13 protein-coding genes are annotated in these 12539 nt (G+C 56.4%); 7 read left to right on the top strand and 6 right to left on the bottom strand.

The annotated features are described in order from the left end of the window. Positions 1-202 precede the first annotated feature (202 nt). Entirely contained in the window at positions 203-1399 is a 1197-nt protein-coding gene (locus L362_RS05865) for a BaiN/RdsA family NAD(P)/FAD-dependent oxidoreductase (RefSeq protein ID WP_023345061.1), read from the top strand. 32 nt (positions 1400-1431) lie between these two features. Here L362_RS05865 and L362_RS05870 read toward each other — a convergent pair whose 3' ends face one another. Both L362_RS05870 and L362_RS05875 read right to left on the bottom strand, forming a co-directional pair. Continuing rightward, positions 1432-2370 (bottom strand): NAD(P)-dependent oxidoreductase, encoded by a 939-nt coding sequence (locus tag L362_RS05870; RefSeq protein ID WP_023345060.1) that lies wholly within the window; start codon positions 2368-2370, stop codon positions 1432-1434. Beyond that, positions 2370-3062 carry an RraA family protein gene (locus L362_RS05875; protein WP_023345059.1) on the bottom strand — a complete coding sequence of 231 codons (693 nt, stop codon included), beginning with the start codon at positions 3060-3062 and terminating at the stop codon, positions 2370-2372. Before L362_RS05875 ends, L362_RS05870 begins: the two co-directional genes overlap by 1 nt. Positions 3063-3231: 169 nt before the next feature. Here L362_RS05875 and L362_RS05880 point away from each other — a divergent pair, with 169 nt between their 5' ends. Further along, complete coding sequence (locus L362_RS05880; protein WP_021242157.1) at positions 3232-3969, top strand: IclR family transcriptional regulator; 738 nt, start codon at positions 3232-3234, stop codon at positions 3967-3969. A 34-nt stretch (positions 3970-4003) separates the two neighbouring features. On the opposite strand, the gene L362_RS05885 is transcribed toward L362_RS05880, so the two are convergent. After that, positions 4004-5341: an MFS transporter gene (locus tag L362_RS05885; protein WP_008503111.1), complete on the bottom strand. Its 1338-nt coding sequence runs from the start codon at positions 5339-5341 to the stop codon at positions 4004-4006. Between the two features lie 315 nt (positions 5342-5656). Here L362_RS05885 and L362_RS05890 point away from each other — a divergent pair, with 315 nt between their 5' ends. Next, the gene (locus tag L362_RS05890) at positions 5657-6055 is read left to right on the top strand and encodes a potassium channel family protein (protein ID WP_008503110.1); all 399 of its coding nucleotides are present in this window, start codon (positions 5657-5659) and stop codon (positions 6053-6055) included. 163 nt (positions 6056-6218) lie between these two features. Beyond that, complete coding sequence (locus tag L362_RS05895) at positions 6219-7244, top strand: TerC/Alx family metal homeostasis membrane protein (protein WP_008503109.1); 1026 nt, start codon at positions 6219-6221, stop codon at positions 7242-7244. Between the two features lie 84 nt (positions 7245-7328). Here the strand turns inward: L362_RS05895 and L362_RS05900 are convergent, their stop codons facing one another. Beyond that, positions 7329-7988: an HAD family hydrolase gene (locus L362_RS05900; protein ID WP_023345058.1), complete on the bottom strand. Its 660-nt coding sequence runs from the start codon at positions 7986-7988 to the stop codon at positions 7329-7331. 320 nt (positions 7989-8308) lie between these two features. Between L362_RS05900 and L362_RS05905 the strand changes: the two genes are divergently transcribed. Next, a complete protein-coding gene (locus L362_RS05905) occupies positions 8309-8755 on the top strand; it encodes an NlpC/P60 family protein (RefSeq protein ID WP_023345057.1) in 447 nt (148 codons plus the stop codon). Between the two features lie 5 nt (positions 8756-8760). On the opposite strand, the gene L362_RS05910 is transcribed toward L362_RS05905, so the two are convergent. Beyond that, on the bottom strand, positions 8761-9555 hold the full coding sequence (locus tag L362_RS05910) for an SDR family NAD(P)-dependent oxidoreductase (protein ID WP_021242161.1): 795 nt from the start codon (positions 9553-9555) through the stop codon (positions 8761-8763). A gap of 32 nt (positions 9556-9587) precedes the next feature. Continuing rightward, positions 9588-10469, bottom strand: coding sequence for a LysR family transcriptional regulator (locus L362_RS05915; RefSeq protein ID WP_023345056.1), 882 nt, complete (start codon positions 10467-10469; stop codon positions 9588-9590). 99 nt (positions 10470-10568) lie between these two features. Between L362_RS05915 and L362_RS05920 the strand changes: the two genes are divergently transcribed. Beyond that, the gene (locus L362_RS05920; RefSeq protein WP_008503103.1) at positions 10569-11072 is read left to right on the top strand and encodes a phenolic acid decarboxylase; all 504 of its coding nucleotides are present in this window, start codon (positions 10569-10571) and stop codon (positions 11070-11072) included. 326 nt (positions 11073-11398) lie between these two features. Continuing rightward, positions 11399-12538: a UDP-4-amino-4-deoxy-L-arabinose aminotransferase gene (arnB, locus tag L362_RS05925; RefSeq protein ID WP_023345055.1), complete on the top strand. Its 1140-nt coding sequence runs from the start codon at positions 11399-11401 to the stop codon at positions 12536-12538. Position 12539: the final 1 nt, after the last annotated feature.

The following is a 12539-nucleotide window of genomic DNA, read 5'->3' as shown; positions in this document are numbered from 1 at the left end:
GAACGCGGCGCATTATCCAGGACAAATGCGCAACGGGCAAAGTGAAATATAGACTTTTTTTGACATACCACCTGATTTGAGAAAAGTGCCTGAAAGGATATTCTTTAAATTTCAATGGAATGGCTTTGTAATATCTTTTTACGCTGGTGTGACCACAGAGGAAACTTTACAATCCGCGGCAGTTAACAAAGAGGGTTTTGACGTGGAAAGGTTTGATGCCGTGGTAATTGGCGCCGGTGCGGCGGGTATGTTTTGTGCGGCAATGGCCGGACAGGCGGGTCGTCGCGTGCTGCTGCTGGATAACGGTAAAAAGCCAGGCCGCAAGATCCTGATGTCCGGCGGCGGGCGCTGCAACTTTACTAACCTGTATGTTGAACCCGCGGCCTATTTGAGCCAAAACCGTCATTTTTGTAAATCTGCGCTGGCGCGTTATACCCAGTGGGACTTTATCGACCTGGTGGGTAAGCACGGTATCGCATGGCATGAGAAGACGCTGGGCCAGCTGTTCTGCGACGACTCCGCCCAGCAGATTGTCGATATGCTGGTGGCCGAGTGCGAGAAGGGCGGCGTGGTCATGCGCCTGCGCACCGAAGTGCTGGACGTTTCCCGCGATGACCAGGGCTACACGCTGCAGCTCAACGGTGAAACCGTCAGCGCCGATAATCTGGTGATTGCCAGCGGCGGCCTGTCTATGCCTGGGCTGGGCGCTTCCCCGTTCGGCTATAAAATCGCCGAGCAGTTTGGCCTGAAAGTCCTGCCTACGCGCGCCGGGCTGGTGCCGTTCACGCTGCATAAACCGCTTCTGGAACAGCTTCAGACGCTGTCTGGCGTGTCCGTTCCCGCCGTTATCACCGCCGAAGACGGCACGGTGTTTCGCGAAAACCTGCTCTTTACCCATCGCGGCCTCTCCGGCCCGGCGGTCCTGCAAATCTCCAGCTACTGGCAGCCGGGGGAGTTTGTCACGGTTAACCTGCTCCCCGATTGCGATCTGGATGCCTTCCTCAACGAGCAGCGTGCGGCGCACCCGAATCAGAGCCTGAAAAACACCCTGGCAATGCAGCTGCCGAAGCGTCTGGTAGAATGTTTGCAGGTGCTGGGGCAGATCCCCGACGTGTCGCTCAAGCAGCTTAACAGCCGCGAGCAGGAAACGCTGGTCGAGACGCTAACAAACTGGCGCGTGCAGCCAAACGGCACGGAAGGCTACCGCACGGCGGAAGTCACGCTGGGCGGAGTCGACACGAATGAACTCTCTTCCCGTACCATGGAAGCGCGCAACGTGCCGGGGCTCTACTTCATCGGTGAAGTGATGGATGTGACCGGCTGGCTCGGCGGGTATAACTTCCAGTGGGCCTGGGCAAGTGCCTGGGCGTGTGCTCAGGCGCTGGCAGAAGACAAGTGACATCAGCGTGCTGCCACTCGTCGCGCTTGGCCTTACGGGCTGACGGTGGTGGCATCCGTCACGGCCAGAATATTGCCCGCGGCCACGGTCCCCATCTTGATGTATGACGCGGCGGTAACGCCGCCAATATGCGGTGAAATCACCACGTTTTCTACGGACTGCCAGAGGTGCGGCGCCGTCAGCGGCTCCTGGGTAAAGCTGTCCAGCGCTGCGCTGTGCAGCGTGCCATCCCGGAGCGCCGCCAGTAACGATTCACTGTGGATCAGTCCACCGCGTGCCGTATTGACCAGAATGGCGTTCCGCTTGCAGTGTGCGAGCGCCTCGCTATTGATCATTCCCCGATTCTCATCGGTTAGCGGACAGTGCAAAGAGATGACATCGGAACGGGAAAGAAGTCCGGTCAGCGTCTCTGCGCGTTCGCACAGGGCGGGCAGGGACTTCGCATAAGGATCGTAAGCCAGCACCTTCATGCCGAAGGCGTGACCAATAGTTGCCACGCGCGAGCCGATAGCGCCCAATCCGATTAGCCCCAGGGTTAAACCCTCCAGTTCAATGGATTTATGCGTCGCCTTATCCCAGTGCCCGTCTCGTAACCGCTTGTCCAGAGGCACTATGGACTTTGCGCAGGCGAGGATCAGCGCCCAGGTATGTTCAGCCACTGCCGCCGCGTTTGCGCCTGGGGCCGCGCGGACGGCGATATTGCGCTCGGCCGCTGCCGTCTGGTCTATCACATCGATCCCGCTTCCGTGCTTGGAAATAACCTGCAGAGCCGGGGCGGCATCCATGACTTTCGCGGTGATCCGGCCGTAACGAACCAGAATCGCCACGGGATTGTGTCGTTCACACAGCGCGATCAGGTCATCTTCTGTCGGCTGGCGGCCCGCAAACACCACCTCAAAGCCCTGCAGCATCACCATGGCCTGCTCCGCCAGGTCGCTTCCGGTAACCAGAATTACGTCTTTGCCCCCCATCACAGCGTCTCCCCGTCGGCTAACATACCTGCCTTACGAAGCGCGTCATCTAGCCAGTGTGGACGCAAATCGCCTTCACGGATGGCGGCAAGACGCCGGGTCTCCATCTCCAGCTTTTCTTTTGCCAGCGCGATAACCTGCTGAACCTCATCGCGCGGGATGACGACCACGCCGTCGATATCCGCGACAACCAGATCCCCGGCCTGAACCGTCGCTCCGGCGACTGAAATGGGATGATTAACCCGGCCAGAAATTAACTTTGTCGGGCCGCAGGGGTTCAGACCGGCAGAAAAGACAGGGTAGTGGCCTTTGCTCAGGGAATCGGCGTCACGTACAGCACCGTCAATAATGATGCCCGCAATGCCGCTCGCCTGAGCCTGAGTGGCCATGATTTCGCCCAGCAGCGCGCAGCTCAGGTCGCCTTTGCCGTCGACGACCAAGACATCGCCGGGTTGCGCAACCGCCATCGCGGCATGAATCGCCAGATTATCACCCGGACGGACTTCCACGGTGATGGCCGGACCCGCAACGGACATGTGAGGAGCCAGCGGTTTGATGCGGCCGTGAAGCGTACCGCGGCGACCGGCCACGTCGGCCAGAATGGCGGCCTGATACTCGGCAGCCCGACGAACGTCCTCGGCAGAAACGCGTTCGAACTGGCGATTAATCGGTTTTTTTTCAGAAACGGACATGAATGCCTCCATATTGTTTTACTTAGTACAACGCAGGTGTACAGAACAAAACAACTATAGCGGTGTTGCTTTCCTTTTAGCCAGACCCGAGGTGGCGTTTGTGATGTAAACACGAAGTGACTCACAAAATTTGAGGTACACTCACTGCCGGGCTAACAAGGAGATAATGATGGGGAATGAAGGCGTTGTAGCGGTTGAAAAAGCGCTGGCTTTACTGGATTGCTTCCGTCCTGGGGATGAGAGCCTGACGCTGACCGCGCTGGCACAGCTGTCGGGTTATCACAAAACCACGGTTTACCGCTTGATGAATTCTCTTGAACGGATGAATTACGTCGTCAGGCATGAAGACGGCAATTATGCGCTTGGCCCACGCCTGCTTTACCTCGGCAAGCTGTATGAACAATCTTTCCATCTTTCGCGGGTGGTTCAGCCAGAGCTTCAGGCCTTATCCCTGGCGTCTCAGGAGAGCGCCAGCTGGTATGTGCTGGAGGGCGGGCAGCGCCTTTGCCTGTTTCGCGCGGAAGCGTCGCACGGCCTGCGACACAGCAATCTTCCCGGCAGCCAGTTCCCGCTCGATAATTCGGCCATCAGTAAGGTCTTGCGCCACTGGGGGCTCAATGAGAGCCTGCCGGAGGGCGACGCTGAACTCCCTTTCTACACGTCAGGCGCACGCGATCCCCACACCGCGGCGTTTGCGATGCCTGTCTTCGGGGTTCACGACAAGCTGGTTGCGGCGTTAGCCCTGACCGGCCCCATCTCACGGCTGACGGAAGATCGTCGTGAGAAGGAGATAGGGCCTTTGATGAAGGCGGCGGCCAGCCGTCTGTCGCAGAAAATGGGAGCCAGTAAGCCCTTCTGTCAGCAGTTCTTTGGTGAAACGAGCGACGCGGCGGAAGAAAATCTTTAAACGCAGAAGCGGGACATGTGTCCCGCTTCTGTCATCACGAATGTGTGACCTGTTTTTCGTGTAGCTGAGCGTTGCGGGCCTGCCGTCCCATAATGAGTACCGCGATACCCCCGGCCAGGCACAGCACGGCCAGCGGAAGCATAGCCAGCGTGTAGCTGCCCGTTTGCTCGCTGATCATGCCGTAGGCATTTACCATGACCGCCCCGCCAATCAGGTTCGCGATGGCGCCAATCGCGGCCAGCCCTGCCGCCGCCGAGGAGCTGCTCATCCAGCCGGACGCCAGCGCCCAGAAAGGCCCTTTCATCGAATACGCGCCCGTCAGGATAATGCTCAGGATCGCGAGAGTGGCAAAGAGCGAGACGCTGACAAAGGCAGCGAACACGCCGGCGGCAATCATGAACAGAGTCAGCGCAGTATGCCAGCGGCGTTCATTGGTGCGATCGGAGTGTCGTCCCCAGACAATCATCAGAACCGATGCCAGACCGTAAGGAATGGCGTTAAACAGACCGGTTTGAAGATTATCAAGATGGAAGGATTTCAGCAGCTGAGGAGACCAGACGCTAATAGTGGTGCCCGCGGACGATGCGCCCGCGTAAATCAGCGCCATCAGCCAGATTTGACGATGCTTCAGCAACTGCCACGTCGTCTGGTGTCCAATGTTCTTTTGCTGGCTACGCTCGGTCTCAAGGGTGGTTTCCAGCCACTTTTTCTGTTCATCGCTGAGCCATTTCGCCTGATGAGGGCGATCCCGGAGAATAAACCAGGCCGCAATACCCAGCAGCACCGCAGGTAAGCCTTCAATAATGAACAGCAGATGCCAGCCGCGAAGACCCAGCCAGCCATCCAGCGACAGTATCAATCCGGAAAGCGGGGAGCCGATGAAGTTAGCGAGCGGGATGGCGACCATAAAGGACGCAATAATGCGCGCGCGGTAGCGGGCAGGGATCCACCAGGTCAGATACAGCACGACGCCGGGGAAGAAGCCTGCTTCCGCTGCTCCGAGAAGAAAACGGACGATATAGAGCGACGTGGTATTTTGAACCAGCGCCATGCCCATGGAGACGATGCCCCAGCTGATCATAATGCGCGGGATCCACAGCCGGGCGCCGACTTTCTGCATGGCCAGGTTGCTCGGCACCTCAAACAGGAAATAGGCCACGAAGTAGAGGCTGCTGGCGAAGCCAAACGCCGCTTTGCTGAGGCCAAGGTCCTCATTCATCTGCAGCGAAGCCATGCCGATATTCCCGCGATCGATAATCGAGACCAGGTAACTGACAATCAGAAACGGAAGAATACGCCAGATCACCTTCCGCATCGTCTCTCTTTCTATGTCCTCGGTGGCGGTCGCGCCGTTACGTAAATGTTCTGTCATTGTATCCTCGCAGGGTGTGTTCTTTGTTTTATTAGGTACAACTTAGTTTTATTAAACAAAACCACTATAGCGACGGCGCGTTCTTTTTATCCAGTTAATGGAAGGTTTAAATGATGTAAATAAGAGGTGACTCACAGATAGTGCGCTACGGATATCGCTCAAGGCTGCTGACCAGCCGCAAGCAGGACGTGCTGGCAGAGAAATAATCACGTAACGCAATTATTGCACCAACTTTTCCTCTCCCTTCGACTAAGCTTCGACCAGATGCCCCGCCGCGCTCGCGGGGCCATATCCCTTTTGGTCAGAGCACGTACCATGCAGCTACTCAGCATTATTATTTTGCTTACCCTAACCGTGGTCATTCATTCGCTGTGGATGTTTGGCGTTTTAAAATTCATCACGTTAGACGTCGATTCTGCGGTACGCATTGTTTTACGCAATGTCGGTATCGTGATCTCTATGATTTTCGCCCATCTCCTGGAGGCCGGGCTGTTTGCTGCCTTTTATTTTGTCATCGACGCGTTTAATGACTGGAACACCAGCTTCTACTTTTCGCTGGTGAGCTACGCGACGGTAGGGTACGGCGACGTCACGTTACCCCAGCACTGGCGGCTCATCGGCGGGGTGGAAGGACTGGTGGGCGCGTTGATGGTAGGCTGGTCTGTGGCGGTTCTGGTCGCGGTGCTGCAGCGTTTGCGTGGCATGAGCGCCTAAACGGTAGATGTGCAATCCCCATCTGGTAAGGTAAAGTACACCCCTTACGCGGCCGTCGCGCTGCGGTTTTGAGGGTGGATGTGATAAACAGCCCACCCTTTTTCTCTGCTGGTTTACGCCAGCCTGCATGGTGCTGTGCTTTGCCTCTATAAAAGGGTTATGTATGTCTGCTGCTCATCTCGGTTTCCCGACGGAAACCGTTGTTGTCTTTGTGGTGATGGCCGTTGGGGCGATGTTTATCGACCTCTTTATGCACCGTCACGATAAACCGATCTCGCTGAAAAGCGCCGCAATGTGGTCCCTCTTCTGGGTCATGATGGCGATGGCCTTCGCCGGGTTCCTGTACGTTCACCATGGCGCCGAGATGGCGAGCCTGTTCCTCACCGGTTATGCGCTGGAGGAGGTGCTCTCCGTCGATAACCTGTTTGTGATGATGGCGATCTTCGCCTGGTTCGGCGTGCCGGATAAGTACCGTCACCGCGTGCTCTACTGGGGCGTGCTGGGGGCGATTGTCTTCCGCGGTATTTTCGTGGCTATCGGCACCAGCCTGTTAAGTCTGGGGCCCTACGTCGAAGTGATTTTCGCGCTGGTCGTCGGCTGGACGGCGGTGATGATGCTCAGACGTAATGAAGAGAGTGACGAAGTGGAAGATTACTCGGGTCATCTCGCCTATCGCCTGGTAAAACGCTTCTATCCGGTCTGGCCGAAAATCAGCAGCAATGCCTTTATTCTGACGCAGAAAGAGGTGGATGCGGAGCTTGAAAAGCCGGAAAACCAGGACGTGATGGTCGGACGCGTGAAGAAGGCGAAGCGCTATGCGACCCCGCTGCTGCTCTGCGTGGCGGTGGTGGAACTCTCAGACGTGATGTTCGCGTTTGACTCCGTGCCGGCCATTATTGCCGTGAGCCGCGAGCCGCTGATTATCTACAGCGCCATGATGTTCGCTATTCTCGGTCTGCGTACGCTTTACTTCGTGCTGGAAGCGCTGAAGCAGTATCTGGTGCATCTCGAGAAAGCGGTGGTGCTGCTGCTGTTCTTCGTGGCGTTCAAGCTGGGGTTAAATGCCACCGATCACTTCTGGCATCACGGTTACAGCATTGGCGCGACCGCCAGCCTGTTTGTGGTATTGGGCGTGCTGGCGCTGGGAATTATTGCGAGCGTGATGTTCCCGGGGAAACGTGAGGCCTGATGTACCGCCCGGTGGCGCTTCGCTTACCGGGCCTACAGTTCGAATGTAGGCCGGGTAAGGCGCAGCCGCCACCCGGCAAAAAGGCTACTTGATGGGTGAATTGCGGCGCTTGCGCGGCGGGTGGAAGTGCCGCCAGTGCGGATCCTGCGCCGCTGCCAGCAGCTCGTGGTCGCCGCGGGTGTCCCCCCAGGCGCGCAGGTGATAGGCGTTCAGATCGCCATACACTTTTTCCAGCCTGGCCACCTTCTGGGCGCAGCGGCAGTTATGGCCCGTGATGCGCCCCGTCAGCTTGCCGTCTTTCACTTCCAGCTGCGTGCCAATCAGCTTAATGCCCAGTTTGTCAGCCCACGGCTGAAGCACCAGCGCCGGAGACGCGGAACAGATGGTCACCTCCGCACCGGAATTCACCTCGGCCGCCACGGCCAGAACCCCTTCGGGGCGCATCAGCTTGTTCCAGTATTTTTCGCAAAACGCTTCCGCCTGCTGGCGCAACCAGTGTTCATCCACGCCCGTCAGGAACGTTTTGATCAGCACTTCTTTTAGCTCATCGCGCGTCAGCTTGCGACGCACGCAGTGGAGCGTGGGCAGCGCCATACGCACCAGACGGCCCGCGAAGTAGCGTTTCCCGAAGGCAAAGCGCAGGAAAGGAATAAAGCTGTCGTGGTGTGTTAACGTCCCATCAAAGTCAAAGACAGAGAGCACGCTGGATTTCGCCACCGTCTCGTCGGCAATCATATTGGTCATAAATACGTCTTAGCTGAAATACACATTCTGTGGATCAGTTTACCTGCTTTACCAGGACAGTCCTTACATCACCACCATTTTTTTCTCGATCTTGCGATCTCAAAGTGAGTCCATTTTTGGCCTCGATAAGAATTGGTGAAAAAACGATCTGTCTATATTATCGCCACATCGCACGATATTCAGGGGAACCCTTTGGCCCCACAGGTAAGGAAAAACTCACTCACTACTGCTTTCTTGATATGACTCTTAGATCGTTTATTTCAATCCTGACGTTAAGTTTTGCGTCGTTTTCTGCATTCAGTTTTCAACTCCCCGCGTCGATGCTATCGATGAACAGTAACCTGGCCGTCTCGCCAGCGAAATCTGCACTGATGCAACAGGATACGGGCCCGCTGCGCGCACGCATCCTTGATCAATACCAAAAGTGGAAGGGGACCCAGTATCAGTGGGGCGGAACCACGCGCCGCGGCGTGGACTGCTCCGCGCTGATGCAGCACCTGTTCAGCGATGTGGCGCATCTTAACTTACCGCGCACGACCGGCGAGCAGATCCACCGCGGGGTGCAGGTGACGCAATACCGCCTGAGGCCCGGAGATCTGGTGTTCTTCCAGACGGGTCCGAACCGCAGGCATGTCGGCGTTTATATTGGCAATAGCCAGTTTATTCATGCCTCAAGCAGCCAGGGCGTAACGGTCTCAATCCTGACGGATGCTTACTGGCAGGCGCACTACATTACTGCCCGTCGGGTTGCAGGCAGTGCGGCCTGACAGCCTCAGATGATGTCATCCACGACGCCGCCATCGACGCGCAGCGCCGCGCCCGAGGTGGCGGAAGCCTGGGGTGAACAGACATAAATCACCATATTGGCCACCTCTTCAACCGTGGCCGCGCGCTGGATCACCGAGCTGGGGCGGTTGGCCATCACAAACTCTTTCGCCAGCTGCTCCAGCGATTTACCGGTTTTTTCGATTTCATCCTTCATCATCTCTGCGAAACCGTCCGACATCGTTGGCCCCGGCAAGACGCTGTTGACCGTCACGCCGCTTCCCGCCACGAACTTCGCCAGCCCGCGCGCCAGCGAGAGCTGCGCCGTTTTGGTCACCCCGTAGTGGATCATATCCGCCGGGATATTGCAGGCCGACTCGGAGGAGATAAACACCACCCGCCCCCAGCCTTTTTGCACCATGCCTGGCAGCAAGGCGCGGGACAGACGCACGCCGGACATCACGTTGGTCTGCCAGTAACGCTCCCAGGTCTCATCGTCGGTGGCATAGAAATCCTGCGGGCCGTAAATCCCGGCGTTGTTAACCAGAATGTCGACGTTATTCGCCACCTTCAGCAGCGACTCGACCCCTTCCGCCGTGCTGAGATCGGCAATCGCGGCGCGCACCTGCACGCCAGGCACCACCTGCTGCAGCTGCTGAATGCCTTTATTCACCGATTCCGTGCTGCGGCCATTGACGATCACCTCGGCACCGCTTTCTGCCAGCCCTCTGGCGATGGCGAACCCGATCCCGCCGGTTGAGGCGGTCACCAGCGCCACTTTCCCCGTAAAGTCGATTTTCATCATCCGCTCCTTATCGTTTTAACGTTCGGACCTTAAAGCGTAGCAGGTGAGGATGACGGCTCCTGGCTAAAAAGGCGCAGCAGCGTCTCCACCTGCTCGTCAAGCGGGGCGAGGGAGCGCTTAACAATCAGGTGAAGCGGCGTCGCTCTGCGTGCACCGTGGCTCAGCGGCAGGCGTTTCAGGATGCCTTGATCCAGCTGGGTCTGGATGCGTTCCTCTGGCAGCCAGCCGTAGCCGACCTGAGAGAGGACGGCCTCAATGGCGGCATCGATGGTGGAGAAGGTCCATGACTCACCGGCCGCGCGCGCGGCGGGCTGACTGTCCGCAATCTGAATGAGCGGCCACGGGCGTAGCATGTCGTCGTTAAGCGGCGCGTCGAGGTGAAAGAGAGGATGCTGATGGTGGGCCACGGCAACAAAGTCGATATTCATCAGCCATTCGCCGAGCCCGGTCATGTCCTGGCGGCGGGTGAGGACCATCACATCGGCTTCGTCGTTAATGGCATCGTCCCGGGTGTTTTCCAGCACCTCGGTGAGGCGTACCTGGGTTTGCGGATACTGCTGCTGGAACTGGCGCAGAATGGCAAACAGGCGGCGGCGAGGGAAAATGGAATCCACCACCAGATCCAGCCGCGTGCGCATTCCGTTGCGAAGGGTCGCTGCGCGCGTCTCAACGTACGAAAAGGCTTTCAGCAGCGGTTTCACCTGGTTGAGCAGCAGTTCTCCTGCCGGCGTTAACACCGCCCGTCGTCCTTCCGGCACCAGGAGGGCCACGCCCAGCCGCTCCTGCAGCAGCGACAGGTTATAGCTCACCGAGGACTGGCTGCGGTGGGTTTCTTCTGCGGCTTTGGCAAAGCTGCCCGCCTCGACCACTCTTTCCAGTAAAGACCATTGTTCCAGCGTCGTCTTATGCATAATTTATCTAAAATTTGGATGAATTTGATTAAAACATAGCGTTATTCATTCAATTTTTGAAGGGGTACGATCGTCTCATCAAAACAAAGGAGACATCTTATGAACACCTTCGACAAACACGACTTAAGCGGCTTCGTTGGCAAACACCTTGTTTACACCTACGACAACGGCTGGAACTACGAGATTTACGTCAAAAACGAGACGACCCTGGATTACCGTATTCACAGCGGTCTGGTGGCCAACCGTTGGGTGAAAGATCAGCAGGCTTACATCGTGCGGGTAGGGGAAAGCATCTATAAAATTTCCTGGACCGAGCCAACCGGTACCGACGTCAGCCTGATTGTGAACCTGGGCGACAAACTGTTCCATGGCACCATCTTCTTCCCGCGCTGGGTCATGAACAACCCGGAAAAAACCGTCTGCTTCCAGAACGATCATATTCCGCTGATGAACAGCTACCGTGATGCGGGCCCGGCGTATCCAACCGAAGTGATTGATGAATTTGCCACAATCACCTTTGTACGCGACTGCGGTGCCAATAATGAAAGCGTGATCGCCTGTGCGGCCAGTGAATTACCGAAAAACTTTCCAGATAACCTGTAATAAGCGTGACAATTAACTAAATAGAAAAGTTCCCGGCTATTTCATATTATTTTGAAATAGCCGGGATTTTTTTTGTTTGTTGAGGATTGGTTTAAATGTTTCCATTTCAAAATGTTACGGAAGATCACATCAAAAATATTTAATATAAAATTAACTTGTTGTTTTTCAATTGGCTGCTAGTTGTCTTATAGCGTTGTAAACGCTGTCTTAATTTTTCCCTAAGGAAAGAGAGCTACTTTGATATGAGTTTATGGTTCGTTGAAATAAGCGGGCTGGCATTTGGTTAATATCAAAAACATGCCATTTTGATTGCAAGGAAATTAATAATGAGTGATTTTCTGCCTTTTTCGCGGCCGTCGATGGGCGCTGAGGAAATTGCGGCGCTTCAGGACGTTTTGATGTCGGGCTGGATCACCACAGGGCCTAAGAATCAGCAACTTGAAGAGGCATTCTGTCAACTTACCGGGAATCAACATGCGATTGCCGTCTGTTCAGCCACCGCGGGCATGCACGTTACGCTGATGGCGCTGGATATTGGCCCGGGCGATGAAGTTATTACCCCTTCCCAGACCTGGATCTCCACGCTGAATATGATCGTATTGCTGGGCGCCACGCCGGTCATGATTGATGTGGACAAAGATACATTAATGGTGACGCCAGAAGCCGTTGAAGCCGCTATTACCCCGCGCACTAAAGCCATTATTCCCGTTCACTATGCCGGCGCGCCGTGTGATATCGACGCAATTCATGCCATCGGTGAACGTCACGGTATTCCGGTGATTGAAGATGCGGCTCATGCCGCCGGAACGTATTACAAAAACCGTCACGTGGGCTGGAAAGGAACGGCAATTTTCTCCTTCCACGCCATTAAAAACATGACCTGCGCGGAAGGCGGCCTGGTGGTCACGGATAATGCCCAGCTGGCACAGCGGATCCGCAGTCTGAAATTCCATGGCCTCGGCGTAGACGCCTATGACCGCCAGACGCACGGTCGCGCGCCGCAGGCGGAAGTGATCGCGCCGGGCTATAAATACAACCTGGCGGACATCAACGCCGCGCTGGCGCTGGTGCAGCTAGGCAAACTGAAAGAGGCCAACAGGCGCCGTGAGGAAATAGCGCAACGCTACCTGCGGGAGCTTGCCGATACGCCGTTCCAGCCGCTCACCATTCCATCATGGCCGCACGTGCACGCCTGGCACCTGTTTATTATTCGCGTTGATGAAGCGCGCTGCGGGATCTCACGCGACAACCTGATGGCGGCGCTGAAAGAGAAAGGCATCGGTACCGGCCTCCATTTCCGCGCGGCCCACACGCAAAAATACTACCGCGAGCGTTTTCCTGATGTATCGCTCCCGAATTCTGAATGGAATAGCGCGCGTATTTGTTCTCTCCCTCTTTTCCCGGACATGACTCATGACGACACAACCCGCGTCATTACCGCACTCCATCAGCTTGCAGGACATTGAT

Source organism: Enterobacter sp. MGH 16 (genome assembly GCF_000493175.1).
Taxonomy (GTDB): domain Bacteria; phylum Pseudomonadota; class Gammaproteobacteria; order Enterobacterales; family Enterobacteriaceae; genus Enterobacter; species Enterobacter roggenkampii.
The sequence above is the reverse complement of the archived record's forward strand: the minus strand, read 5'-3'. Positions and strand labels throughout refer to the sequence as shown.

Bases quoted from the DNA above. Each gene is read 5' to 3' on its own strand.
- L362_RS05870 (WP_023345060.1), bottom strand. From the start codon at position 2,370: ATGGGGGGCAAAGACGTAATTCTGGTTACCGGAAGCGACCTGGCGGAG.
- L362_RS05875 (WP_023345059.1), bottom strand. From the start codon at position 3,062: ATGTCCGTTTCTGAAAAAAAACCGATTAATCGCCAGTTCGAACGCGTT.
- L362_RS05880 (WP_021242157.1), top strand. From the start codon at position 3,232: ATGGGGAATGAAGGCGTTGTAGCGGTTGAAAAAGCGCTGGCTTTACTG.
- L362_RS05885 (WP_008503111.1), bottom strand. From the start codon at position 5,341: ATGACAGAACATTTACGTAACGGCGCGACCGCCACCGAGGACATAGAA.
- L362_RS05890 (WP_008503110.1), top strand. From the start codon at position 5,657: ATGCAGCTACTCAGCATTATTATTTTGCTTACCCTAACCGTGGTCATT.
- L362_RS05895 (WP_008503109.1), top strand. From the start codon at position 6,219: ATGTCTGCTGCTCATCTCGGTTTCCCGACGGAAACCGTTGTTGTCTTT.
- L362_RS05900 (WP_023345058.1), bottom strand. From the start codon at position 7,988: ATGACCAATATGATTGCCGACGAGACGGTGGCGAAATCCAGCGTGCTC.
- L362_RS05905 (WP_023345057.1), top strand. From the start codon at position 8,309: ATGCTATCGATGAACAGTAACCTGGCCGTCTCGCCAGCGAAATCTGCA.
- L362_RS05910 (WP_021242161.1), bottom strand. From the start codon at position 9,555: ATGAAAATCGACTTTACGGGGAAAGTGGCGCTGGTGACCGCCTCAACC.
- L362_RS05915 (WP_023345056.1), bottom strand. From the start codon at position 10,469: ATGCATAAGACGACGCTGGAACAATGGTCTTTACTGGAAAGAGTGGTC.
- L362_RS05920 (WP_008503103.1), top strand. From the start codon at position 10,569: ATGAACACCTTCGACAAACACGACTTAAGCGGCTTCGTTGGCAAACAC.
- arnB (WP_023345055.1), top strand. From the start codon at position 11,399: ATGAGTGATTTTCTGCCTTTTTCGCGGCCGTCGATGGGCGCTGAGGAA.